The sequence below is a fragment of the Magnetospirillum fulvum genome (assembly GCF_900108475.1).
Classification (GTDB): domain Bacteria; phylum Pseudomonadota; class Alphaproteobacteria; order Rhodospirillales; family Magnetospirillaceae; genus Phaeospirillum; species Phaeospirillum fulvum_A.
On the sequence record NZ_FNWO01000011.1, the window covers coordinates 81,872 to 106,851 of the forward strand.

Here is a 24,980-nt window from a genome sequence, read left to right on the forward strand (position 1 = left end):
GAAAAGAGAGACGGCACGCCAATTCTTGGCGTGCCGTCTCGGTCAACGCTTGATCTGGATCAGTTCGTCGAGCATCTGGTCGGCGGTGGTGATGATTTTCGCTGCCGCCGAATAGGCCCGCTGGGTCACGATCATCGTGGTGAATTCGGTACCGATATCGACGGTCGAGGCTTCCAGCGACGAGGCCGAGACCGCTGCCGCACCCGCTTCCTGAGCCGAACGCAGGGTGTAGGCTCCCGACGTGTTGGTCTCGATCCAGGAATTGCCGCTTTTCGCCTCCAACCCGTTGGGATTGGTGAAGGTGGCAATGGGGATCTGGAACACCGGCCGCCGGACACCGTTGTCGAACAAGGCCGTCACCACCCCGTCGTCACCGACCGAAACGCCGGTGAAATTGCCGAACTTGGCCCCGTCGGCGGTGCTGAAGGCCAGGGTGTACTTGTCGCCCAACTGGGTCAGACCGTCGCTCTGCGAGGTATTGCCGAGGAACAGAGTGATCTGGTGGTTGGCGCTGGTGCCGTTGGGAACCGTCGTCATGCTCTGGGCACCGTTGGCCCACGCGATCGAAATCTTCGGCTGCGGCGCGATCTGGCCGGACGAGCCGGAAGAACTGCCGGTATTCATGATCGTCTGCGGCGTACCGTCGCCGTTGAAGACAACCGCCGGGCTGGTCGTCGCGGTGATGCCGCGCAGGGTGAACACCCCGCTGGTCTTATCGACCGGCGGAATGGACGAGGTCCATTCGTGGGTCTGGGTCTGGGTGCAGGCGTTGAAATTGTTCGAGCTGGAGGGCGATTTGACGTCAAGCCCGGCCAGATTGAACTTGTAATCGACCCCCACCGTCGGCTGCTGAACGACTTCCAGCGTCGATCCGTTCGAGCGGAACAGCGGACGGTCGGTCCCGATCGACACCACCGTCCCGGTGGCGGGCAGGTGGGTGTTGGTGGTCGCGTCCCAATTGCTGGCGTTATTGAGAGCGGCGGCGACCAGCCGGGTCACATCCGAGGCGTTGGTGACGGCGGTCTTGTTCGACAGGTCGATGATGACGTTGCTGGTCGCGGCACCGGCGGGGTACAGGTTATTGGTCCCGTTGGTGTCGAATTCGACCGTCAGGGACTGGCCGTTGACCGAGATGGAGAAGGTCTTGCCGTCCATCGCGTCGATATCGTCGCGGTTGGTCGCGGTGAAGTCCATCCGCGCCTGCGAGGCATAGACCCCGGTCCCGGCCGGATCGAGCAGGTCGAGCGTCGCCGCGCCAGCAGGCGGGGTGACGCCGCGCTGAACCTGATAGGGCGTGGTGTCGATGCTGACATAGCTGCACGGAGTCACCGCGACGACGGCGGTTCCGGTGGTGTAGGGGGTGTTGACCTGATAATAGCCGGTCGATCCGGTGGCGTCGGTCACCTGGATGATGTCGCCCGCCGACAGGCTGGGGATGTTGGTGCCGCCAAAGGTAATCGTGTTCGCCGCCGAGTAGGTGCACGACGAATAGGTGTTGGTGGCCCCGTTGGCGATCACGGTCAAGGTTCCGCCCGACGGAGTTCCGACGGCCAGCGCCGGGGACGCCGTCGTCCCCTGCCCGACCAGGAAGTTACCGAGATTGCCGCTGTCGGGGGAATCGTTGACGGTAAAGGTGGTGCCCTTCGGCAGCAGGTTGGCGTCGGTGGCGGTCGCGAAAGCGATCGCGCCCGACTTGGCGAAGAAAGCGGTGCCGTGACCGGCGGCCGAACTGTTGATCACCGTCGAGGTGCTGCCGTCGGCCTGACCGGAGATCAGGAACTTCGCGTTGACGTCGGGCGAGGTGGTGGTGTCGGTCAGGGTCTGCTTGACGTTGAAGAAATTGCTGTTGTTCTGGATGTCCCACTGGTTGGCGTTGGTCTTCGACCAGTTGAAGATCAGACTGTGGGTCGAGCCCAGCGAGTCGTAAATCTGGACGTTGTTCTGGCGCAGACCGCCGGACCCGGTCACCGCCGGATTGAACACCGCGTCGGCGGCCGGAAGATTGAGGCCGAGCTTGACCTGAGTGGTCGGATCGGCGGTGCCGCCGATCGTCTTCAGGTTCAGCGACTTCAATTCGGTCGAATTGACGATGTTCTGATTGATGTAATGGTAGGTTCCCGTCTCGTCCTTATAGGCCTTCATGTAGGTCAGGCCGTCGATTTCGGTCTCGGCCGGGCGGGCTTCGGCGCTGTTGTCGGTGGGGGTCAGCGGCCAGCCCTGGAGGTAATAGCCCGACACGTTCTGGAGATAGCCCTGCTTGTCGGTCTTGAACGAACCGGCGCGGGTGTACTGGAAGCTGCCATTGCCCGAACTGGCCGGATCGGGATCGCTGTTGACGACGAACATCCCGTTACCGGCCAGCGCCAGATCGGTGGTGCTGGAGGTCGCCTGGAGCAGGCCCTGGGTGTCGATGCCGGCGCGGGGCTTCGACATCACGCCGCCGGGGGAATATTCGGTCAGACCGGCATTGTTGGTGACCAGGGTCTGGAAATTGACCTTGGTTCCCTTGTAGCCGATCGTGTTGACGTTCGAGATATTGTCCGAAATCGCGCCCATCGCACTCGATTGCGAGGAGAGGCCCGAGACACCGGAGTACAGCGCGCCATACAAACTCATGACATCCTCCTCACATTACGGGGTCGTGGTCGTCGTTGAACCGGACGATCCCGATCCTGTACCTGTCGTCGTACCCGTCCCGGTCGTACCCGTCCCGGACGCGGCTTTTTGTGCCTCCAGCAGTGCCTGATATTGCGCGATCGACGCCTGGTACTGGGCCTGAGCGGCGGCAAGCTGGGTGGTCTTGAGGGTATTGTCGGCGTTGACGCCGAGAATCTTGTCGATCGTCACCGACACCTTGGCCCCGTCGGAGCCCGCGCCCATTTCCAGAATGGTTCCGGTGGTCGCGTCATTGGTGACCTTGGTGACTTGGCCGAAGGAGGTGATCGTCGGGGTGATCGCCGCCCCGTTCTTGTCCTTGGCGGTGACGGAGACGGTGTAGATGCCGTCGTCCTGGGTCTTGCCGCTGTTGTCGATGCCGTTCCAGGTCAAATCGTGACGACCGGCGGTCAGATCGCCGGTGGTCTTGTAGACGACGGTTCCGGCCGAATTCTTGATCTGGATATCGCACGACGACGCGGCGGATGGCAGGGTATAGGAGAAGGTTCCCGACGTCCCCTGAACCGGCATCTTGTCGCCCGGGACCTCGACCATTTCCCCCAGATAATTGACCGCCTGGGACGCCTGATTGTTCTTTTCGAACGTCAGCATCTTTTCCAGGTTGCCGTTGGTGTTGATCTGCTGTTCGACGCCCGCGTACTGGACCAACTGGCTGGTGAACTGGGTCGAGTCCATCGGCGACAACGGATCCTGATGCTTTAACTGGGTCGTCAGCATCGTCAGGAAGGTGTTGAAGTTGGTGGTCAGCGAGGTCCGACCGGCATCGCTTTTGGTAGCGCTTGCCGTGCTGGAGGTCGAAGCGGCGGCGGTTGAGTCGACGGCCATGGCGGGCTCCTCCCTAAACCGAGATATCGACGCCGGAGCGTCCGCTGGCGGTGCGCGACGCCCCGGCCTGAGCCGACGCGGCGGCCAACAGCTCGGCATCGCTGGCCAGATCGGCCTCACGGCCACGATTGCGGCCCGAACGGCCCTGATCGGTGTTGCGGTCGGCGGCCTGCTGCTGTTGCTGCTGTTCGCCACCGCGCAGATTGAAGCTGGTGCTTGAGGTGTCCGGCTTCAGCCCGGCATCTTCCAGCGCCTTTTCCAGCCCGCGCGAGTCCTTTTGCAGCATCGCCAGGGTCTCGGGCTTGTCGGCGGTGACGGTCGCGGTGACCTTGCCGTCGGTGCCGACATCGAGCTTGATCTCGATCCGGCCGAGGTCGAGCGGACGCAACTGGATCTTGACGGTGTCCGAGCCTTCCTTGACCGCTTTGTCGATCTGGACGCTGATCTGGTCGAGCACCTGGGTCGGCATCGGCACGCGCGGCACCCGCACCGCCTGGGTCGCGACGGTCTGGGCGGCCTTGTCGGTGGCCTGCGCCCCGCCCAACCCGGTCAGGTTGGCGACCGGACGGGTTTCGGGCGCGGCGGCATCGGCGGCGCCGCTCGCCTCGCTCTGGGCCGCCAGGATCGCGGCAAAAGCGTCGGCGGGCTGTTTCGCGGTCTGAGCCGGAGTGGCCTCGGCCTCGGCCGGAGCCAGCGACGTCACAGCGGCGGTCTGGGATTGAGCCCCGAAGCGGGCGTTGGGGTCTTGACCGCCCTGTCCGGTGCCGGTCTGACCGCCCTGCCCGGCCAGATCCTGGGCGGTCGTGTCGAGCGTGACGACGGCATCGGTCGCGGCGACCGCGGTCGCGGCGGCGGTCGAACTGGTCGTGGTCTGGACGTTGACCTGGATCGCCGCACCGGTATCGGCCAGCCGCGCCGCCAGATCGTCGGCCTGAGCGCGGGCGGCGTCGGTGCGGGCGGCCTTGGCGCTGTCGGCCTGGGCGGTGGATTGATCGGAAGCGGTTTGGGCGGTCAGATCGGCGGCCAGCGAGGCGGCGTCGGACTGGTCGGCGGCCTGGTCCTGGGCCGGAGCGGCGGCAGCTTGTTGCGAGCGCGGGTCGGTGGCAGGGCCAGCGGCCTGGGCGAGTTGATCGGGGCGAGCCTGCCCGGCCTGGGCGGTCGCGGCCTGGGTGGCGGCGGCATCGTCATCCACCAGCGCAACCTGAGCCTGAAGCGGGGCAGCAACCACGGTGGTCGTCTCGGCCGGAGCCTCGGTCGGAGCCGTGGCCACCGCCGCTGCTTCCGGAGCCTTATCGTCGGCGGCAGTCTTGTCGGGGGCGCTCTCGGCCTTGGCGGCGGGGCGGTCGTCATCGGTGGCGGGTGCGACGGCATCGTCGGAGCGCGCCGGAGCGGACTCGACGGAATCGTCGGCGGCGCGGTCGGATTTGGCGGCATTGCGCGAGGCGGAGGCCGCGCTCTGGTCCTGACGCGAGCGGTCGGCCTTGGCCGCGCTCTTGTCGGTCCGGGCGGCGGTGCGGTCGGCCCCGTCGCTGTCGCGGCTGGTCCGCGCGGGTTCGTCCTTGGAATCGGCGCGGTTCGCGTTGAAATGGTCGGCAAGAACCGAATTGGCCGACACCGCCGTCGCCGACGGCTGCGAGCCGAAACGCTGCGACGCCTGCCGCAGCAGGGCAACGAACGCATCATCCGACGTCGCGGCCGAACTCTGCCGGTCCTGGGCCGTCGAGGTCGTCGCGCTGTCTGTCGCCGTCCGTTTGTCGATCGATTGCACGGTCATGGTCACGTCCCCGCACTGGGTTGGTCGCCCTGCCAATATCGCAAGAGGCGGGCCAATCGGCCGAGACCATCGACGGCGTTGATTTTATTTGATTTCGGTTTCTGCCTAGAAGCCCACCTGTGGCGGAAAGGCAAAAAATGCCGGGCAGCGGGGAAAAGCCTGCCGGTATCAATCGGCTGCGATCACCGTCGCCCCCAAATCCGCCGCCAGAGCGCGCACTTCGCCTTCGACCTGATCCAGCACCGCGACCTGCGCGCCGCGCGCGACGATCGAGACGCGGGGACCGTCCTCGGCGAAGGTCGGATAGCTGCCGATTTCGACCTCGGGATGGCGGGATTGGATCGCCGCCAATTGCTCTGCCAGATCGCCCTCGCGCACCGCCATCGTCACCGAGCGCGATTGCAGCGGCGCCCCGGCGGCCAGAGCGGGCTTCAGCGATGCGAACATCGCCTGGAGGATGCTCGGCACTCCGGCGAGAACAAATACGTTGCCGATGCGAAAACCAGGCGCTTGACTGATCGGATTGTCGATCAGGCTGGCCCCGGCGGGGATGTCGGCCATTTTGAGCCGGGCGGCGTTGAGGTCGTCGCCGCGATGGCGCAGGGCAAGACGACGCACCGCCTCGGGATCGCGGACCAGTTCCACCCCAAAGGCGGCGGCGACGGAGGCCGAGGTGATGTCGTCATGGGTCGGGCCGATGCCGCCGCTGGTGAAGACGTAGGTGTAGCGGGAGCGGAGCGCGTCGAGACCGGCAACGATATCGGCGGTATCGTCACGAACGACGCGGACTTCGGCCAGCGGAATGCCGAGCGCCCCCAACTCGGTGGCGAGGAACTGGATGTTGGCGTCGCGGGTGCGCCCCGACAGAATCTCGTTGCCGATCACCAAAATTGCCGCGTCGGTCATCGCGCCCTCCCGTTGCTCCCCTAACAGGTATCATACCCATTCCCGCAGGACCGCCACCAGCGGGATATCGGCAGGCGGCATCGGCAAATCGGCCAGCCGGGCGGCGCGGACCCAGCGCAACGACTGGCCTTCGCGCGGGGTGGGGGTGCCCTGCCACACCCGCACCACATAGAGCGGCATCAACAGGTGAAAGGTGTCGTAATCGTGCGAGGCAAAGCCGACCGGAGCCAGGCAGCTTTCGGTAACGTCGAGTCCCAGTTCCTCCTCCAGTTCGCGCACCAGCGCCTGTTCCGGCGTTTCGCCGGGAGCGACCTTGCCGCCGGGGAATTCCCACAGTCCGGCCATCGTCTTGCCGGGAGGCCGCGTCGTCATCAGCACCCGCCCGTCGCCATCGACCAGGGCGGCGGCCACCACCAGCAGGTGAGGCCGGGCGGCATGGGCGGCGCTCCATTTTGCCCGCTCCAGCGCGAAGCGGGGTGACACCACGCTTTCGCCCCGCGCTGGCATCGCACAGGTGCCGCAGCCGTCAGGAGCAAAGCCGAGTTTGGCCAGCACCTGCTTCGACCCCAGATTGTCGGGATGGACCTGAGCCCATACCGAGGCAAAGCCCAGCGTCTCGAACAGATGGCGGATCAGACGGCGCAGCGCTTCGACCGCATAGCCCTGGCCCCAATAGGCGCGGCCGATCCAATAGCCCAGTTCGGGGTTTCCCTCGCCATCGAGACCAAAGCCAACGCAGCCGATCACCGCGCCATCAATCGTCCGTTCCAGCAACAGGGCCACGCCCTGCCCGCTGTGACGACGGCTCTCCTGCTCGGCGACGAACGCGGCGGCATCGGCGCTGCCATAGGGATGGGGAATCCGCGCCGTCAGCCGCACCACCTCCCAATCGTCGAGCAGCGGCGGCAGACACTCGACATCGGCGGCGGTGGCAAGACGCAGCACCAGCCGGGCAGTGCGCAACCGGTGTCCGGCCCAGACGCTGCCCGCTTGGCGGCAGCCCGCTTCGTTCGTCACGGCTCGGATCTCCTTCTTACAGCATCGGGCCGCCAGGATGGCACGCCCGCCTGTGCCGTCAACACCCCAACACCCCAACACCCCCCCGTGACAGTCGCGCCGTTCCCGGCTACTCTGCCGCCTCTTTTGGATCGAGCAACATGACGCCCCGCAACGACACTTCCGCACTGACCGTCGGCGAGGAATTCGCCATCGCCATGAAGGCCTGGGACGACGGCGACCTGACCGAAGCGCGGCGGCTGGGGCGGCGATTGGCGGCGCGGCGGCCCGATTTCGGCGGCGCTCATTACCTGCTCGGCCTGATCGCCCATCAGCAGGGACAAGAGCGCAAGGCGGTCGAACATCTGGGGCGGGCGGTCGCTCTCGACCCTCGTCAGCCGGTGCCGCGTCTGGCGCTCGGCCGGACGCTGGAGGCGCAGGGCAACCCCCAGGCGGCGGAACTGCAATATTGCGCCGTGCTCGACGCGTTTCCCACCCATGCCGAGGCTCATGCCCGGCTGGGCGAGATGCTGGGACAGAGCGGACGGCGCGACGAAGCGATTGATCACTGTCGATGCGCCCTTGCCGCCAACCCGCGCCATGCCGAGGCGCTGTGTTGTCTCGGCTCGCTGCTGCACGAACGCGGCCAGTCGGACGAAGCCGCCTTGTTCCTCGAACGCGCCCTTGACCTACGGCCGAACTGGGCGACGGCGCTTTATAATTACGGGCTGGTCCTGATCGCCCGCGACCGCCTGCCCGCGGCGCTGACGATCCTGACCGGCGCGGCCGAATTGCGGCCCGACCATGCCGCCACCGCCGCCGCCCTGGCCGGGGCACTGCGGCGGTTGAACCGGCTGGACGACGCCCGCGCCGAGGCCGAGCGCGCGACCCGGCTGGCGGGGCAAGACAGCGCGGGCTGGCTGGAACTGGGGCTGGTCCGCGCCGCCCAGGACAGCCAGGAGGGTGCTGCGGCGGCGTTCGAACGGGTGGTGTCGATTGATCCGACCTCGGTCCAGGGCCATTGGTGCCTAGCCGAAAGCCGTCGGGCACTGGGGCAGGTCGAGCGGGCGGCTCCGCATTACGCCCATTGTCTGCGACTCGACCCCACCGACCGGATCGGGGCCGCGCTGGGACTGGCCCAGATGGGAGCGGCTTCGGTGCCCGAGCGGGCTCCCGACGCCTATGTCCGCCAATTGTTCGACGATTACGCCAGCCATTTCGAGTCCGCCCTGGTCGATGGGCTGGGTTATTGCGGACCGGAGCAGATGGGCGACGTCCTGTCTCGGGTGCTGGACCGACACGAGGGGCTGACGATTCTGGATGCCGGGTGCGGCACCGGTCTGGCCGCGCCGGTGTTGCGGCCGCTGGCGGCGCGTCTGGACGGGCTCGACATCTCGCCCGCAATGGTCGAGCGGGCCGGGCGACGCGGCCTGTATGACGGGCTGGAGGTCGGCGAGTTGATCGCCGGACTATCGGCGCGGCCCGAATGTTACGACGTCATCGTCGCCGCCGACGTGCTGGTCTATTTCGGCGCCTTGGGGCCGTTACTGGCGGCGGCGGCGCGGGCGCTGAAGCCCGGCGGTTTGTTCGCCTGCACCCTGGAACGCTGCGACGACGAGGGCTATCGGCTGGGAGCGGGCAACCGCTATGCCCACAGCGCGGCCTATATCGAGACGCAGGCCGAGGAAAACGGGTTCCTGGTCGCGCTGCTCGAACCGGCGGTCAGCCGCCGCGAAGCCGGGGCCGATGTGCCCGGCTGGGTGGCGGCGTTGCGGCTCCGGGCCTAAAATCTCTGGTCGTACCGGGTTGCCATCGCTACCTTGCGGCTTTCATGCTCCCTGATGGATTCCTCCGATGTGCGGTTTCGCCGGTTTTTTCGACCTGTCCGCCCGGACGCCCCAACCCGCCGCCACGGCGGGGGCGATGGCCGCGACCCTGATTCATCGCGGTCCCGACGATAACGGGACCTGGAGCGACGACGAAGCCGGGCTGGCGTTCGGCTTCCGCCGCCTGTCGATTCTCGATTTGTCGCCGCAGGGACACCAGCCGATGGTCTCGCATGACGGCCGCTGGGTGGTGGTCTTCAACGGCGAGATCTACAACCACGCCGAAGTACGGACGCGACTGGGCGGCGAGGTGCGCTGGCGCGGCCGCTCCGACACCGAAGTCCTGCTGGAAGCCATCGCGGCGTGGGGACCGGAGCAGGCGGTCCGGCGCTTCGACGGCATGTTCGCCTTCGCGGTGTGGGACCGGACCGAGCGACGGCTGACCCTGGGCCGCGACCGCTTTGGCGAAAAGCCGCTCTATTGGGCCTTGTCCGACGGGGTGATGCTGTTCGGCTCGGAATTGCGGGCGCTGGCGGTGCATCCCGCCTGGAACGGAGCGATCGACCGCGACGCCCTGGCCCTGTTCCTGCGGATGGGCTGGATTCCCGCCCCCCACACGATCCATCGCCGGGCGCGCAAGCTGGAACCCGGCACGCTGATGACCGTCGCCGCCGACGGCACCGCCACCACCACCCGCTATTGGTCGGCCGCCGAGCGCGCCGCCGAGATGTCCGGACGCTTCACCGGCAGCCGCGCCGACGCGGTGGATCAGCTTGACGCGTTGCTGCGCCGCTCGGTCGCGTTGCGGATGCAGGCCGACGTGCCGGTGGGGGTGTTCCTGTCGGGCGGAATCGATTCGTCGCTGACGGCGGCGTTGATGAGTCGCCTCAGCGACGGCCCGATCCATTCCTTCACCGTCGGGTTCGATCAGGCCGGTCTCGACGAAAGCGCCCATGCCCGCGCCGTCGCCGACCATCTTGGCACCATTCACACCGAACTTCGCATCGGCGAGGACGAGGCGTTGACGATGGTGCCCGATCTGCCCCGTTTGTTCGACGAGCCGTTCGCCGACCCGGCGGCGCTGCCCACCGCCCTGCTGGCCCGGTTGACCCGCAAACGGGTGACGGTGGCGCTGTCGGGCGACGGGGCCGACGAATTGTTCGGCGGCTATGGCATCTATCGCTCGCTGCCCGCCGACTGGACCCGTCTGTCGCGGATTCCCCTGCCGTTGCGGCGGGGATTGGCGACGGGAGCGCGGATGCTGGCCGGTCCGGCCGAAGGGCTGGCCCGGGTCGGAGCCGCCTTCCGCCGCCGCCGCAGCCATCCGGGCTATCGCCTGGGCCGGGCCGCCGAAGCGTTCGGGGCGGGCAGTCTGGCCGAATTGCTGTCGCTGCATTACACCCGCTGGCGGGGGATGCCGTCGCCGGTGCCGCTGGCGCAGACATTGGAGCCGTTCGGCGAAGCCGCAACGCGGGTCGATCCGGCACTGGCGGTGATGCTTCTTGATGTCGGCCTCTATCTCGCCGACGATCTGTGCGTCAAGACCGACCGGACGACGATGGCCGCGTCGCTGGAAGCGCGGTTGCCCTTCCTCGGCACCGAGATCGCCGATTTCGCCTGGAGCCTGCCGCCCGAGTTCAAGATCGACGGTGCCACCGGCAAGGCGGTGTTGCGCGACGTTTTGTTCCGCCACGTCCCCCGCGCCCTGGTCGACCGCCCCAAAATGGGGTTCGAGGTGCCGGTGGGCAAATGGCTGAACGGACGGCTGCGCCCCTGGGCTGACGACATGTTGTCCGAGGCGCGGCTGTCGCGTCAGGGCTGGCTCAACGCGCCGCTGGTGGCGCAATGCTGGCGCGAGCACCGTTCGGGGGCCAAATCCTGGCAAACCGAGCTGTGGCACGTCCTGATGTTTCAGGCTTGGCTGGAGGGGCAGGAGTGATCTTGCTCACAAAGCTTGAAAGCGGGTGGACGATCATGTGCATTCTGAATTGCGAAAGGCGGTCCGTATCCGCTGACACACCCGATCTGTTGCGGAACCGGATATCATGCGCCTGTCCCCCCTGTTAAGCGTCTATATCGCCCGCCAGTTCCTCGTCTCCTTCGCCGCCGTGCTGGCGGTGATTCTGGGGATGATCCTGCTGTTCGACGTGATCGAGCTGATCCGCCGCGCCGCCAGTCGGCCCGAGCTCGGCATGGGGCCGATTCTGCTGATGGCGATACTGAAGCTGCCGCAGATGCTCCACACCATCTTGCCATTCGCGGTGATGATCGGCGCGATGATCTGTTTCTGGCGGCTGACCCGCTCGCACGAACTGGTGGTCGCCCGCGCCGCCGGAGTGTCGGTGTGGCAGTTCATCGCTCCGGTGCTGGGGGCGGTGATGCTGTTCGGCGCGATCGAGATCACCGCCTTCAACCCGCTGGCGGCGGCGATGTTCGACCGCTACGACCGGATGCAGGACGAATTGCTGCGCGGGAACAAGAGCGCGTTCGACCTGTCCGAGGTCGGGCTGTGGCTGCGCGAGCCCCATGACGACGGCGAGATGGTGGCCCATTCGCTCGACGTCCGTCAGGAGGGGCTGACCCTGCTGATGCGCGACGTCCAGTTTTTCCTCTACGACCGCCCCGACCATTTCTTGCGCCGGATCAGCGCCGAAAGCGCGACGTTGGTCGATGGTGCCTTCGAGGTCCGCCGCGCCTGGGTGATGGAGGGCGGGCGGCCGTCCGAATTCGTCGAGGCGATGCGGCTTCCCACCCAATTGACCCTGGACCGCATCCACGACAATTTCGCCTCGCCCGAGACGCTGTCGTTCTGGCAATTGCCCGGCTTCATCCATTTTTTCGAGCGGGCGGGCTTCACCGCCAACAAGCACCGGCTGTACTTCAACTCGCTGCTGGCCTCCCCCCCGCTGTATGGCGGCATGGTGCTGATGGCGGCGCTGTTCTCGCTCAATCCCAACCTGCGTTCGGGCGGATTGACGGCGCGCGTCGGCGGCGGCGTTGCCACCGGCTTTGCCGTCTATTTCTTCTCGCGCGTCGTCTATGCCCTGGGCCTGTCGGCGACGCTGCCGCAATTCCTGGCGGCGTGGTCGCCCGCGATCTTCGCCGGTCTGGTCGGCATGGCCGGACTGTTCCACCTTGAGGACGGTTAGGATGCGAGACCGGTTCGGGCTGGGCCTGCGCCTGGCCGCGTGGGGAGTACCGCTGGCGCTGCTGCTGACCGTGATGGTGTTTCCCCAGATCGAAATCTGGCTGACCCGGAGCTTCTTCGACGCGGATCTGCGGGTCTTCCCCTTCCGCGTCGCGCCGCTGGGCGAATTCGTCCGCAAGATCCTGCCGATCTTCCTGTTCGCGCTGGCGATCGCCATCGCCCTGCTGGGAGCCGTCGCGGCGGTTCGCCGTCGCCCGCTGTGGGGAATCGGGCCGCGGGTCGCGGTCTATCTGCTGGCCTGTCTGGCGCTGGGACCGGGTCTGGCGGTCAATGTCGTGCTCAAGGACAATTGGGGCCGTCCCCGCCCTTCGACGATTGCCGAATTCTCCGGCCCCAAAACCTATGTCCGTCCGTTCGTGCTGTCCGACCAATGCAACGACAATTGCTCGTTCTCGTCCGGGCATGCCGCCTTGGGCTTCTGGGCGGTCGCGTTCGCGCTGCTGGCCCCGCCGCGACGGCGACAGCTATCGGTGGCGGCGGCTCTGCTTTTTGGATCGCTGGTTGGGCTGGCGCGGATCGCGCAAGGCGGCCATTTTCTGTCGGATGTGCTGGTTTCCGGGCTGCTGGTCAGCGGGCTTTGCCTGTGGCTGCACCGGAGCATGATCCGCAATGCGGGATTTTTGCCGGGCAAAAAAACTGGCCCGGCGTCGCTTTGAGTGCCGTAATCCCCTAGGCGACGGGGCTTTCTTCAGGTAATTATATTGGATCAGGCTGACCTGGGCGCGACAATCCGGGCGGAATGCCTCCGCATGGGTGCGGAGGACTTGTGTAGCTTACGACGAGAACGACACAATGGCATGGAACCGAGATAATCATGGCAGCCGCTCCAGGGATCGGGGGCGGCGGGACGACTTTGGCGAGCCGGCATATGAGCCGCGCACGCCGCGCGCAGTCGGGCCCAGCTCTTTCGACCGTCAGTTGGTCAATCAGGCCAACGTCACCGCCACGGTGAAATGGTTCAACGCGTCCAAGGGTTTTGGCTTTGTCGCCCCCTCGGACGGCTCGCCGGATGCCTTCCTGCACATTTCCGCGCTGGAACGGGCCGGTCTCAGCCAGGTGGCCGAGGGTGCCACTCTGGTCTGCGATCTGGGTGCCGGTCAGCGTGGCCCCCAGGTGGTGTTCGTGCACGAGGTCGATTCCTCGACCGCGACCGAGACCCCCCGGGCGAGCGCCGGTGGCCCCCGCCGCGAAGAGCGTGGACCGACCCAGACCGTCGAAGGCGTGGTCAAGTTCTTCTCCGCCGAGAAGGGTTTTGGCTTCGTTGCGGTCGATGAGGGCGGGAAGGACGTGTTCGTCCATGCCAAGGCGCTGGAGCGCTCGGGCATTCCGACCCTGGAATCGGGCCAGCGCGTTCGCGTCACCACCACCCTCGGCCTCAAAGGGCCGCAGGCTGACTCGGTGGCGTTGATCTAGCCATCGCGCCCCGTCCGGGGAATGATGGAACGCCCCCAGGCGGTGCCGGGTTTCCCGGCGTCGAGAGGGACGTGTGTTCGGGTACGGAGGCGCGGGTGGCAACATCCGCGCCCCTGCCCTGCTTCCCGAACGGAAGCGCGCTACGGGCGCATTAAGCCCCCAGCCACATCCACCAAAAATAGACGATTGGTGCGACGCACAAAAAGCTGTCGCCTTCGCGCCGCGGTTGGCGCACAGTAGGCTGCGTTCATCCAAGCGGAGCGGCCTTTCGATGCTGGGACCGGCGGAACTGCGCGAGATTCACGAAGCCCTGGCCCTGGCCGGTGAAGACCCTGCCCCCAACGGGCGCGGCCCCTATCTTTCCGCCGCTTTTGCCGCCGGAATGGCGCTGACCCGCGCCCTGCGCAGCCGGGCCGAAGCGGCCCCGCCGCCGGACCAGACACCCCCTCCCGCCCAAGCCTGAAAAGGCTTTTGGACATCACAGCCTGTGATATACTGCCCGCCCCTGTCAGAGGGGGCAGGTTTGCATCACTTTTGGGGTGTCGGCAAAGCATCATGAAACTGACCATAGAGCGCGCGGCTCTGTTGAAGTCGCTGGCCCATGTCCAAAGCGTGGTCGAGCGCCGCACCACCATTCCGATCCTGTCGAACGTCAAGCTGGAAGGCCGCTCGGGGCGGCTGTCGCTGAACGCCACCGACATGGATCTCGACATCGCCGAGACGGTTCCGGCCGACGTCAGTCAGCCCGGCGCGACCACCGCCCCGGCCCATACGTTCTATGACATCGTCCGCAAGCTGCCCGAGGGCAGCCAGGTCGAGATCGAATTCAAACCCGACGACGGCCAGATGACTCTGCGTTCGGGCCGGTCGAAATTCTCGCTTGCCTGCCTGCCGGTCGAGGATTTCCCGGTGCTGTCGGGTGGCGAGTTTCCCTTTAGCTTCACCCTGACCTCGGCCGAATTGCGGGCGCTGATCGACCGCACCCGCTTTGCGATTTCGACCGAGGAAACCCGCTATTACCTGAACGGCATCTATTTCCACGCCGCCACCGGGACGGACGGGGCGATGCTGCGGGCGGTGGCGACCGACGGTCACCGTCTGGCCCGGGCCGAGGTTACCTTGCCCGACGGCGCGGCGGGAATGCCGGGCGTCATCATCCCGCGCAAGACTGTTGCCGAAATCCGCAAGCTGATCGAGGAGACCGATGGCGAGATCACCGTCTCGCTGTCCGAGACCAAGCTGAAATTCGCCTTCGCCGATGCCGAATTGACCTCGAAATTGATCGACGGGACCTTCCCCGATTACGAGCGGGTGATCCCCACCGACAACGACAAGATTCTCGACGTCGATTGCAAGAGCTTCGCCCAGGCGGTCGATCGCGTTTCGGCGATCTCGACCGAGAAATCGCGGGCGATCAAACTCAGCATCGAAAGCGGCACCGCGACCCTGTCGGCCTCTAGCCCGGAAAGCGGCAGCGCCGTCGAGGAGATCGAGGCCAATTACGACTCGACCCCGCTCGAAATCGGCTTCAACTCGCGCTATCTGCTCGACATCCTGGCCCAGGTCGAAGGCGAAACCGCCCGCTTCGCGATGGCCGATGCCGCCTCGCCGACGGTGGTGCGCGAAGTCGCCGACAGCAGTGCGATCTATGTGCTGATGCCGATGAGGGTGTGACCGATTCCGAGACGATCGTGACCACGGGGTCGCCCGGTCGGCTGGCGGTACGGCGGCTGTCTCTATCCGACTTCCGCTGCTATGGCGAGATGCGGCTTGAGGTCGGTCCCCGCCCGGTGGTCCTGACCGGCCCCAACGGTGCGGGCAAGACCAATCTGTTGGAGGCGTTGTCCTTCCTGGTCCCCGGTCGGGGGCTGCGGCGGGCCAGTCTGGCCGACATCGCCCGGATCGGTACGCCCCCGGGTGCGCCCTGGGCGGTTTCGGCCCAGGTCGAAAGCGGCCCCGGCGGTCCGGTCGAAATCGGCACCGGGCGCGAGGCGGGCAGCGAGCGACGGGTGGTGCGGATCGAAGGCCGCGCAGCCCGCTCGGCCGATCTGGCCGACATCGTCGCGGCGCTGTGGTTGACTCCGGCGATGGACCGGCTGTTCTCCGAAGGTGCCGGAGGGCGGCGACGGTTCCTTGATCGGCTGGCGTTCGGGGTGATGCCCGGCCATGCCGCCCAGGCCGGAGCCTATGAGCATGCGATGCGCGAACGCGCCCGCCTGCTCCGCGCCGCGCGCGAGGGCGGTCCCCGACCCGACCCGTCCTGGCTGGCGGCGTTGGAAGAGGGGATGGCCCGCCACGGCATCGCCGTCGCGAGCGCCCGGCTGACGACGGCGGCGACCCTGGACCGGGCCTGCCGCCAGGGGCTGGGACCGTTTCCGGCGGCGCGGCTGGCGGCGAACGGCGATGTCGAGGGCTGGCTGGCCGAAGGACTGGACCCGTCCGAGGCCGAAGAGAGATTACGGACGGCGCTGAAATCGGCCCGGCCGCGCGATCAGGCGGCGGGGACCACGACCATCGGGCCGCACCGCAGCGACCTGCTGGTCCGCCACGCCGACCGCGACATCGAGGCCGGGCGCTGTTCGACCGGCGAGCAGAAGGCGGTTCTGGTGTCGATCGTCCTGGCACAATGCCGGGTACAATCGGAAACCGGCGGCAGGGTTCCCCTGCTGCTGCTCGACGAAGTGGTGGCGCATCTGGATGAAATCCGGCGTGCCGCTTTGTTCGACGAACTTTGCGCCCTGGGGGCGCAGAGCTGGATGACTGGGACCGACGCCCCGCTGTTCGGCGGATTTGGCGACCGGGCCCAGTTTTTCCGGGTGACGGAGGCGTCCGTCCATCCGGGCAACGGAGTGTAAGGTGACACGATGACGACCCCCCAGCCCCCCCTGCCCCACCCCGCAGAGCAGACCCTGGCTCAGGCCGGTGCCGAAGAATACGGTGCCGATTCCATCAAGGTGCTGCGCGGCCTGGAGGCGGTGCGCAAGCGTCCGGGAATGTATATCGGCGACACCGACGACGGCTCGGGCCTGCACCACATGGTGTACGAGGTGGTCGATAACGCCATCGACGAGACCCTGGCCGGCTATGCCGACCGGGTCGAGGTCACCCTGAACGGCGACGGGTCGTGCACCGTCAACGATAACGGGCGCGGTATTCCCACCGATATCCACGACGAGGAAGGGATCTCTGCCGCCGAAGTGGTGATGACCCAGCTTCACGCCGGTGGCAAGTTCAACCAGAATTCCTACAAGGTCTCGGGTGGCCTGCACGGCGTCGGCGTCTCGGTCGTCAATGCGCTGTCCGAAGTGCTCGACCTGCGGGTGTGGCGCGCGGGCAAAGAGCATTACATGCGCTTTCGCATGGGTGAGTCCGAAGCGCCGTTGCGGATCGTGGCCGAGTGCGGCGACCATACCGGCACCGAAGTCACCTTCCTGCCCAGCCCGACGATCTTCACCAAGACCGAGTTCGATTTCGTCACCCTGGAACACCGCCTGCGCGAGCTGGCCTTCCTCAATTCCGGGGTGCGGCTGCGGCTGACCGATCTTCGCCATGGCGAGAACAAGGTCAGCGACCTCCATTACGAAGGCGGGCTGGAAGAGTTCGTCCGCTATCTCGACCGCTCGAAGACCGCGCTGCACTCCCCCCCGATCGTGGTGAAGGGCGAGCGCGACGGGATGACGGTCGAAGTCGCGATGGAATGGACCGACAGCTATCACGAGACCCAGCTCTGTTTCACCAACAACATCCCGCAGCGTGACGGCGGCACCCATCTTGCCGGGTTCCGCGCCGCGCTGACCCGCACCGTCAACGCCTATGCCACCGAATCCGGCATTTCAAAGCGGGAGAAGGTCGCGTTGTCGGGCGACGACATGCGCGAGGGCCTGTCCTGCGTGCTGTCAGTCAAGGTGCCCGATCCGAAATTCAGCTCGCAGACCAAGGACAAGCTGGTCAGTTCCGAAGTCCGCCCGGTGGTCGAGAACGTCGTCGGCGAGAAGCTGGCGGAATGGTTCGAGGAACACCCGTCCGAGGCGCGCAAGGTGGTCGGCAAGGTGGTCGAGGCCGCCGCTGCCCGCGAAGCCGCCCGCAAGGCCCGCGAACTGACGAGGCGCAAGGGGGTTCTCGACATCGCCACCCTGCCCGGCAAGTTGGCCGATTGTCAGGAGCGCGATCCGGCCCTGTCCGAACTGTTCATCGTCGAGGGCGATTCGGCAGGCGGATCGGCCAAGCAGGGGCGCAACCGCGCCAATCAGGCGATTTTGCCGCTGCGCGGTAAAATCCTCAATGTCGAGCGCGCCCGCTTTGACAAGATGCTGTCCTCGGCCGAAATCGGCACCCTGATCGCCGCGCTCGGCACCAGCATTGGGCGCGAGGATTTCGACGTCAACAAGGCGCGCTACCACAAAATCATCATCATGACTGACGCCGACGTCGATGGCAGCCACATCCGCACCCTGCTGTTGACGTTCTTCTATCGCCAGATGCCAGCGCTGATCGAGCGCGGCTATCTCTATATCGCCCAGCCGCCGCTGTACCGCGCCAAGCGCGGGCAGAGCGAGGTCTATCTGAAAGACGACCGCGCGCTGGAGGATTACCTGATTGATGCCGGTCTGTCCGACGGCGTGCTCCGTCTTGCCGATGGGGTTCAGCTGGGCGGGGCCGATCTGCGCGCTTTGACCGAACAGGCCCGCAGCATCCGTCATTTGCTCGCCCCGCTGGCGCGGCGGATTCCGATGTCGCTGGCCGAACAGGCGACAATCGCCGGGGCGTTCGACCCGGCGCTGCTGACCGATCCGGTCGGCGGACAGGCGATGGCCGACATTCTGGCCATCCGCCTCGACACGCTGGAAGCACCGCTGGAACGCGGCTGGCATGGCACCTGGCACGAAGGCGAAGGCTATGTGATGGCCCGCACCCTGCGCGGCGTCACCGAGACTCACGCGCTCGACGCCTCGATCATCCGCTCGGCCGAGGCGCGGCGGTTGCTCGACCTCGCGCCCCGCCTGCGCGAAAGCTTCGCCGCCGCCGCGACCCTGATCGCCAAGGAGCGCGAAACCAGCCTGCCCGGCCCGGTCGCCCTGGTCTCGGCGATCATGGAACAAGGCCGCAAGGGCGTTGCGATCCAGCGCTATAAGGGCCTGGGCGAAATGAACCCCGAGCAATTGTGGGAAACCACGCTGGACCCGCAGGCTCGCTCGCTGCTCCAGGTCCGGGTCTCGCAGGCCGACGAGGCCGAGCAGGTGTTCTCGACCCTGATGGGCGACGTCGTCAAACCGCGCTACGACTTCATCCAGTCGAACGCGCTGAAGGTGTCGAATCTCGACGTGTAGGCGAAAATCGAGGTGGGGGCGGCGGCGGCCGGACCTTCTCTTCTAAAAGGAGAAGTGAGTGGGCGTTGTTCCGGCTGAAAGTGTCAGGCAAAGATTCCGACGCCCCCGCCAACATTACAAAAGCCTCACCTTGCCGAAATGATGCGGTAATCCTGGTGCTGTCATCATCTTCCCATGATGTCCGGTCATACGGTCACCTGGCAGCAGTAGACGACCTCTTTCTCGAGACCCTCGGCGGCTTTGAACTCCCCGCCAATGATGTGCACCCTTGCCCCCCAGGTGGCGCACATCGCAGAGTCAAACGACGTGTCCACCCCGCGTCCGACGACTGAAAACAGCCCCCGCTTTTCCCCCCGGAAGCGGGGGTTTTTCATGCCCGTCCCCCCAAACGAACCAGCCCCGCCGGGATCCCGGCGGGGCTGGTATCGTCCTTGCGTCCGGCGACGGTCGCCCGGCCGCTCAGTTCCGCCGTTCGGACGGAGCGGGCAGCTCGATATTGACCTCCAGCACCGAGAGATGCTGTTCGCGTTCCAGCTTGACCTGGACCCGGTCCTCATCGACCGAAACGTATTTGCGGATGACCTCGATCAGCTCGCGCTGGAGCTGAGGGAGGAAGTCGGCACCGGACAGACCGGCGCGTTCGTGGGCCAGCAGAATCTGCAAGCGCTCGCGGGCGGCTTCGGCGGTTTTCTTGGGCCGACGGCTGAAGATGCCGAGGACGCTCATGCCGTCCTCCTCAGCAGGCGGTCGATCAGACCCCGCTTGGAGCCGCGGGGCACCGTCACCGGCACATCGTCGCCAAGCAGGCGGCTGACCGCCTCGGCATAGGCGCGACCGGCCAGCGACTTGTCGTCGAGGATCACCGGGGTTCCGACATTCGAGGCCTGAAGCACCGACGGGCATTCCGGGATGATCCCCAGCAGCGGCACCGCCAGGATGTCCTGGACATCCTCGACCTTCAACATCTCGCCCTTTTCGACCCGCTCGACGTCATAGCGGGTCAGCAGCAGGTTCTGGGTGACCTGCTCGCCCTGCTCGGCGCGGCGCGACTTGCTGGTCAACAGGCCGATCATCCGGTCGGCATCGCGAACCGAGGAGACTTCGGGGTTCGACACCACGATCGCTTCGTCGGCGAAATACATCGCGAGGAAGGCGCCGCGTTCGATCCCGGCCGGGCTGTCGCAGATGATGTAATCGAAATCCTGGCGCAGTTCGCCGATCACCCGCTCGACCCCGTCCTGGGTCAGGGCGTCCTTGTCGCGGGTCTGCGAGGTCGGCAGCACGAACAGGTTTTCCAGCCGCTTGTCCTTGATCAGGGCCTGATGCAGCTTGGCGTCGCCATTGATGACGTTGATGAAATCGTACACCACCCGGCGCTCGCACCCCATGATGAGGTCGAGGTTGCGCAGGCCGACGTCGAAATCGATGACGGCGGTTTTGAACCCGCGCAGGGCCAGACCGGCAGACAGCGCCGCCGAAGAGGTCGTCTTACCGACTCCGCCCTTGCCCGAGGTGACGACGATGACTTTTGCCAACGGTTTTCCCCTATCCTAAAAGCAATTACAGGGCCTGCTGAACCAGGGCCTCGCCGTCGAAGAAAATCTGGGCGGGCTTGCCGAGCAATACCGGATCCAATTGCTCGCTGACCATGTAGAGACCGGCCACCGACACCAGTTCGGCATCGAGGGCACGACAGAAAATTCGGGCGGACTTGTCGCCGCTCATCCCCGCCAGGGCCCGGCCCCGCAGCGGACCATAAACATGAATATGCCCATCGGCCAGCAATTCGGCACCGTGGCTGACCGCCCCCAGCACGATCAGGTCGCCCTTGTGGGCATAAACCTGCTGACCCGAGCGCACCGGCTCGGACAAGATACGGGTGCCGCTGGCGGCCTTGGCCGGTTCCTTGGCGACCGGCTGGGCCTCGGTGGCGCGCCCGGTGGGAAAGGGCGGCAGCCCGGCCAGGGCGGCGGCGCGCTCCCACGCGGCGTTGGCGCGCTGAATCCCAACCGGAACGATACCCAATTCCTTGATCCGGGCACAGAACTCGACCAGATCGCACGGCGGCCTGAGCCCGGTGCCGGACAGATCAAGCACAATCGGCGCATTCCGGTAAAACCCCGGGGCCAACGACAGCATCGTCGCCAGACGGGGAAAAAATTCGGGATCGGCCGGATTGACCAATTTCAACGTCAACAGCGTCAACGAAGCGGCACGCAACTGAAATGGTGCAGCCTCTTCGGTAATGCTGGTAATCGGCCGCACACCCTGTTCGTCGATGCCCATGATTTATCCTTACCCTGAAGCGGGACCATGCCGCACGGAAACAGCGAGGTCAAGAATCAGAAGCATCGCGAGCGGAACGGATCGAAGGTTTTCGAGTGCCATCCCATGACTTTTTCAAAGAATGGGAGTATAGTGACTCATTCGACGCTCGTAAGCGAGTGGATTGAGGAGGATCGAATGTCCGTCTCAGCCGTATCTGCCCTCTCCGCCCAGACCAATTATCCGATTTTGGTCAATGGGTTCCTGTGCTACAGCAGCACCGACGTCACGACCGCGCGTAGCGGGTCGAAGCCGGAAAAAAGCACGGATTCGACCAGTACGACGCAATCGACGGCCCAGACCGAATCGACCAGCGTAACCGCCCAGAGCCGCGCGGCCGTTTCCGGTGCCCAGACCGCCGACGCCGTCGGATCGACCAACCAGACCGCCTCGAATGACGAGACCAAGGATTCGGCCCGTCGTGGTGTCGAGGTCGATTTCTACGCCTGATCCGACAAGGCATCGAGCACCGCGTCAGGCCGGACCGACATTAGCATGTGACCAGCACCGGGAAGTATGGTTGCCCGCGCCCCTGAGATAAGGGGCGTGAGGGCGAGACCGGCTTTGGCCGGACTCATCTTGTCGGCCCCGCCCAGAATCAGCCGGGTCGGAACCCCGATCTGCGCTGCCGCCCAGGTCCCGTCATAAGAATCGCAGGCCGCCAGCCCCGCCGCCAGGACACCGGGAGCCGATTGTTCGAGCAAAAGACGGGTCGCCTCGGCTTTGCGGTTCGCTGCGTCGTCCTCTCCCTCTTCGCTCGCATGGCCCCACCCCGCAATCATCGCGGCGGCGTGGGGCAGATCGTCACGGGCCGCGGCCAGAAGAGCGGGATGAACCGGCATCCGCGCCGCCACTCCGACCAGAACCAGCTGAGTCAACCGGTCAGGATAGCGCGCGGCGAAATCGAGCGCGGCCAGCGCTCCCATCGAATGACCGGCAACCAGCCCCGGCGGCACCCCCGCCGCCTCCAGCAATGCGGCCAAGGTGTCGGCCAAAGCCGGGATCGAGTCCGGCGCGGCACCCTCGGAACGGCCATGACCGGGCAGATCAACCACCAGCACCCGCCAGCCCCGTCGGGCCAGTCCCACGCTCTGATGAGCCCAGACACGATGATCGGAGCCTGCCCCATGGACCAGCACCGCGACGGGGCCGTCGGATCGCTCCACCGCCGTCTCGACAAACTGACGGCCCAGCGGCAGTTCAATCCACATCGCACACATCGGCTTGGGTCCAGGCCATGGATAGAGGGGCAAAATCCTGTCCCGAAATACCCCCAAAGTCCAGTCCGGCAGAATCCCCTGGTGAAAAAATCATAAATCTACTATTTAGATGAACTATGTAAGCTTATCTGGCTTGGGAGCCCTCGTGATGCGACCGCCGCTGCCCCGCTTTTCCGCATTGCTGTCCCATGCCCTCCTGATCGTCGCCCTTACGGTCGGGGCGGGGACCGCTTGGGCCGAGACCATCCGCGTCGGTGTCACGGGCGGTCCCCATGCTCAGATTTTCGAGCAGGTCGCCCGGCTGGCCCAACGCGAGGGTCTTGACGTCAAGGTCATCGAATTCGACGATTATCAATTGCCCAACGCAGCCCTGGCGGCGGGCGATCTCGATCTCAATTCGTTCCAGCACCAGCCGTTTCTCGACAACCAAATCCGCGATCGCGGCTATCGTCTGGTCGCGCTCGCTCGGACCGTGGTGTTCCCGATCGGGCTTTACTCGCACAAGATCACATCGCTGTCGGACTTGAAGAGCGGCGACAAAGTGGCGATTCCCGCCGACCCGACCAACGGCGGACGGGTACTGCTGCTGTTGCAGGCCCAGGGACTGATCGCCCTGTCCCCCGGCAGCGGCATCGGAGCCAGCCCGCTCGACATCAGCGGCAATCCGCGCCGCCTGACCTTTGTCGAACTCCCGGCGGCCCAGCTTCCCCGCGCCCTCGACGATGTCACTGTCGCCGCGATCAACGGCAATTATGCGCTGGAAGCCGGATTACATCCCGAACGCGACGCCATCGTCCTGGAAAGCCCCAACTCGCCCTATGCCAACGTCATCGCCGTCCGGGCCGCCGACAAAGACAAACCGGCCCTTGCCCGGCTGGTCGCCTTGTACCATTCGGATGAAATCCGCGCCTTCATCCGGAAGAGCTTCGGGGCCTCGGTGGTGCCTGCGTTCTGACGCGAAAGACGGAGGATCGGTTCGATGCGTGCTCAGGCAACAGAACTGACGCTTCTCGACAACGACCCGGCGGTGGCCGCGGCGCTGTTCGCAGACATTCGCGCCGCGATCGGGCGGGGTCGCGACCGGCTGGAGCCGTCTTGCCTGTTGGTCCTCGACATTGATCACTTCCGTGACCTGATCGAGGATCGCGGCGACGAACCCGCCCGTCAGGCCCTGATCCGGGTGGCACAGACGATCGTCGCGATGTTGCCGCCGGGAACGCCCGCAGCCCGGCTGGGCAGCGACAAATTCGCCGCGCTGCTGAACGCGACCGGATTACGCGACGCGCTTCGTCTGGCCGAAATCTTGCGCGCCTCGCTGGCCGGGGCCGGGGTGAAGCCCGAAATCGCCGCCGACCCGCTGTCGGTTAGCATCGGCGTCGCCGACGCCGTCGGACTGCATGGTGAATCCCCCGCCGACGCGCTGGAGCGGGCTGGCGAGGCATTGTTCCGCGCCAAGCGGGAAGGACGCAATCGCACCAAGGTGGCTCATCCGCCACGACCCATCCTGACCGAACCAAAGGCTGGTCCATGAACGCCGGAACCGGCATCGTCGAAACTCCCGTCCTGCTGACCGAGTCCGACCCCTCCTTCGAATCGCTGCTGCTGACCGACGAGCGGCTGCGCGCCTTCAACGAGACCGTTCCGGCCGGGATTCTGATCGTCGCGGTCGAGGACGGGCGGGTGCTGTTTTCCAACCGCTTTTTCAACGAAGTGCTGGGCTTCGAAGGGGCTGGCATCCTGGGCCACGGCTGGCGCGAATTGTTTGTCGATCCCGACGACCGCGAACGGATGCTGGTCCGGTTCATCGAACAGGGCGAGGTGCGCAACTTCGAGCTTCGGCTGCGTCGCCCCGATGGTCGGTTGGTGTGGGGGCTGGCCTCGCTGTCGGAAATTCCGATCCGGGGCGAGGATTTGCTGCTGTTCGCCTTCGTCGATATCACCGCGTTGAAGGAGGCGGAGGAGGAAATCCGCCGTCTGGCCAACCACGACGCTTTGACCGGGCTGCGGACTCTCCGCAGTTTCCGCGATCTGGTCGAAGAGGCATTGGCCCGCGCCCGGCGCGAGCGGAGTGAATTCGCGATCCTGTTCGTCGATCTCGACCGTTTCAAGCCGGTCAACGACACCTTTGGTCACGAAGCCGGGGATTTCGTGCTGAAGGACGTGGCGCAGCGGCTTCATGCCTGCGTCCGCGCCACCGACACGGTTGGCCGCATCGGCGGCGACGAATTCGTCGTGCTGGCCGAAAAGGTCTCGGTGCGCCTGGCACGCAAGATCGCCACCCGGATCGTCGCCGCGATGGAGCTCCCGTTCGTCCTGCCCGATGGCGAAGAGGTCCGCATCGGTGCCAGCCTGGGCATCGCCCTTTATCCCCGCCACGGTGACGGGCTGGACAGCCTGATGAAGGCCGCCGACGACGCGATGTACCGGGTCAAGCGCACCACCCGGGGCGCATTAGCGATCGCGGGAAGCTGACCCGCGCGGGGA

At 66.0% G+C, this 24,980-nt stretch carries 22 protein-coding genes and 1 pseudogene; 13 read left to right on the forward strand and 10 right to left on the reverse strand.

Annotated features, from left to right (window positions below):
* Nucleotides 1–42 precede the first annotated feature (42 nt).
* The 6 genes and pseudogenes from BLW40_RS12995 to BLW40_RS18195 form a co-directional block, all read right to left on the reverse strand.
* Nucleotides 43–2,616 carry a flagellar hook-basal body complex protein gene (locus tag BLW40_RS12995; protein ID WP_074769252.1) on the reverse strand — a complete coding sequence of 858 codons (2,574 nt, stop codon included), beginning with the start codon at nt 2,614–2,616 and terminating at the stop codon, nt 43–45.
* Nucleotides 2,617–2,631: 15 nt separating this feature from the next.
* Nucleotides 2,632–3,501, reverse strand: a complete 870-nt coding sequence (locus BLW40_RS13000) for a flagellar hook assembly protein FlgD (RefSeq protein ID WP_074769254.1) — start codon at nt 3,499–3,501, stop codon at nt 2,632–2,634.
* A gap of 13 nt (nt 3,502–3,514) precedes the next feature.
* Nucleotides 3,515–5,275 (reverse strand): flagellar hook-length control protein FliK, encoded by a 1,761-nt coding sequence (locus BLW40_RS13005; RefSeq protein ID WP_074769256.1) that lies wholly within the window; start codon nt 5,273–5,275, stop codon nt 3,515–3,517.
* 168 nt (nt 5,276–5,443) lie between these two features.
* A complete protein-coding gene (locus BLW40_RS13010; RefSeq protein WP_074769258.1) occupies nt 5,444–6,181 on the reverse strand; it encodes a competence/damage-inducible protein A in 738 nt (245 codons plus the stop codon).
* Nucleotides 6,182–6,211: 30 nt separating this feature from the next.
* A complete protein-coding gene (locus BLW40_RS18190; RefSeq protein WP_425283719.1) occupies nt 6,212–6,646 on the reverse strand; it encodes a (deoxy)nucleoside triphosphate pyrophosphohydrolase in 435 nt (144 codons plus the stop codon).
* A gap of 81 nt (nt 6,647–6,727) precedes the next feature.
* Nucleotides 6,728–7,366, reverse strand: a pseudogene (locus BLW40_RS18195) (GNAT family N-acetyltransferase); the annotation flags it as partial.
* Here BLW40_RS18195 and BLW40_RS13020 point away from each other — a divergent pair.
* From BLW40_RS13020 to gyrB, 9 genes are all read left to right on the forward strand, one after another.
* Nucleotides 7,339–8,964: a tetratricopeptide repeat protein gene (locus BLW40_RS13020; protein WP_074769262.1), complete on the forward strand. Its 1,626-nt coding sequence runs from the start codon at nt 7,339–7,341 to the stop codon at nt 8,962–8,964. The pseudogene BLW40_RS18195 and the gene BLW40_RS13020 sit on opposite strands and share 28 nt — an antisense overlap.
* Before the next feature lie 67 nt (nt 8,965–9,031).
* Complete coding sequence (gene asnB, locus BLW40_RS13025) at nt 9,032–10,942, forward strand: asparagine synthase (glutamine-hydrolyzing) (RefSeq protein WP_074769264.1); 1,911 nt, start codon at nt 9,032–9,034, stop codon at nt 10,940–10,942.
* Nucleotides 10,943–11,048: 106 nt separating this feature from the next.
* Nucleotides 11,049–12,152 (forward strand): LPS export ABC transporter permease LptG, encoded by a 1,104-nt coding sequence (gene lptG, locus BLW40_RS13030; protein ID WP_074769266.1) that lies wholly within the window; start codon nt 11,049–11,051, stop codon nt 12,150–12,152.
* A 1-nt stretch (nt 12,153) separates the two neighbouring features.
* Nucleotides 12,154–12,867 carry a phosphatase PAP2 family protein gene (locus tag BLW40_RS13035; RefSeq protein WP_074769268.1) on the forward strand — a complete coding sequence of 238 codons (714 nt, stop codon included), beginning with the start codon at nt 12,154–12,156 and terminating at the stop codon, nt 12,865–12,867.
* Nucleotides 12,868–13,003: 136 nt separating this feature from the next.
* Nucleotides 13,004–13,624 (forward strand): cold-shock protein, encoded by a 621-nt coding sequence (locus BLW40_RS18075; protein WP_083386774.1) that lies wholly within the window; start codon nt 13,004–13,006, stop codon nt 13,622–13,624.
* A gap of 271 nt (nt 13,625–13,895) precedes the next feature.
* Complete coding sequence (locus BLW40_RS13045) at nt 13,896–14,087, forward strand: hypothetical protein (protein WP_074769272.1); 192 nt, start codon at nt 13,896–13,898, stop codon at nt 14,085–14,087.
* Nucleotides 14,088–14,179: 92 nt separating this feature from the next.
* On the forward strand, nt 14,180–15,298 hold the full coding sequence (gene dnaN, locus BLW40_RS13050) for a DNA polymerase III subunit beta (RefSeq protein ID WP_074769274.1): 1,119 nt from the start codon (nt 14,180–14,182) through the stop codon (nt 15,296–15,298).
* Entirely contained in the window at nt 15,295–16,479 is a 1,185-nt protein-coding gene (gene recF / locus BLW40_RS13055) for a DNA replication/repair protein RecF (RefSeq protein ID WP_074769276.1), read from the forward strand. Before dnaN ends, recF begins: the two co-directional genes overlap by 4 nt.
* A gap of 9 nt (nt 16,480–16,488) precedes the next feature.
* Nucleotides 16,489–18,951 (forward strand): DNA topoisomerase (ATP-hydrolyzing) subunit B, encoded by a 2,463-nt coding sequence (gyrB, locus tag BLW40_RS13060; RefSeq protein WP_074769278.1) that lies wholly within the window; start codon nt 16,489–16,491, stop codon nt 18,949–18,951.
* Between the two features lie 459 nt (nt 18,952–19,410).
* On the opposite strand, the gene minE is transcribed toward gyrB, so the two are convergent.
* Genes minE through minC form a run of 3 tightly spaced genes read right to left on the reverse strand, consistent with a single transcriptional unit; the run spans nt 19,411 to nt 21,237 of the window.
* Complete coding sequence (gene minE / locus BLW40_RS13070; RefSeq protein ID WP_074769282.1) at nt 19,411–19,677, reverse strand: cell division topological specificity factor MinE; 267 nt, start codon at nt 19,675–19,677, stop codon at nt 19,411–19,413.
* Nucleotides 19,674–20,486, reverse strand: coding sequence for a septum site-determining protein MinD (gene minD, locus BLW40_RS13075; protein ID WP_074769284.1), 813 nt, complete (start codon nt 20,484–20,486; stop codon nt 19,674–19,676). The genes minE and minD overlap by 4 nt, the downstream gene beginning before the upstream one ends.
* A 25-nt stretch (nt 20,487–20,511) precedes the next feature.
* The gene (gene minC / locus BLW40_RS13080) at nt 20,512–21,237 is read right to left on the reverse strand and encodes a septum site-determining protein MinC (RefSeq protein ID WP_074769286.1); all 726 of its coding nucleotides are present in this window, start codon (nt 21,235–21,237) and stop codon (nt 20,512–20,514) included.
* A gap of 177 nt (nt 21,238–21,414) precedes the next feature.
* Here minC and BLW40_RS13085 point away from each other — a divergent pair, with 177 nt between their 5' ends.
* Nucleotides 21,415–21,726: a hypothetical protein gene (locus BLW40_RS13085; protein ID WP_074769288.1), complete on the forward strand. Its 312-nt coding sequence runs from the start codon at nt 21,415–21,417 to the stop codon at nt 21,724–21,726.
* Here BLW40_RS13085 and BLW40_RS13090 read toward each other — a convergent pair.
* Nucleotides 21,717–22,487: an alpha/beta fold hydrolase gene (locus BLW40_RS13090; protein WP_074769405.1), complete on the reverse strand. Its 771-nt coding sequence runs from the start codon at nt 22,485–22,487 to the stop codon at nt 21,717–21,719. The two genes, BLW40_RS13085 and BLW40_RS13090, sit on opposite strands and share 10 nt — an antisense overlap.
* 157 nt (nt 22,488–22,644) lie before the next feature.
* On the opposite strand from BLW40_RS13090, the gene BLW40_RS13095 reads away from it, so the two are divergent.
* Genes BLW40_RS13095 through BLW40_RS13105 form a run of 3 tightly spaced genes read left to right on the forward strand, consistent with a single transcriptional unit; the run spans nt 22,645 to nt 24,968 of the window.
* Entirely contained in the window at nt 22,645–23,451 is an 807-nt protein-coding gene (locus tag BLW40_RS13095) for a MetQ/NlpA family ABC transporter substrate-binding protein (RefSeq protein WP_074769290.1), read from the forward strand.
* 24 nt (nt 23,452–23,475) lie between these two features.
* Nucleotides 23,476–24,027 carry a GGDEF domain-containing protein gene (locus BLW40_RS13100; protein ID WP_074769292.1) on the forward strand — a complete coding sequence of 184 codons (552 nt, stop codon included), beginning with the start codon at nt 23,476–23,478 and terminating at the stop codon, nt 24,025–24,027.
* Nucleotides 24,024–24,968 (forward strand): sensor domain-containing diguanylate cyclase, encoded by a 945-nt coding sequence (locus BLW40_RS13105; RefSeq protein ID WP_074769294.1) that lies wholly within the window; start codon nt 24,024–24,026, stop codon nt 24,966–24,968. Before BLW40_RS13100 ends, BLW40_RS13105 begins: the two co-directional genes overlap by 4 nt.
* Nucleotides 24,969–24,980: the final 12 nt, after the last annotated feature.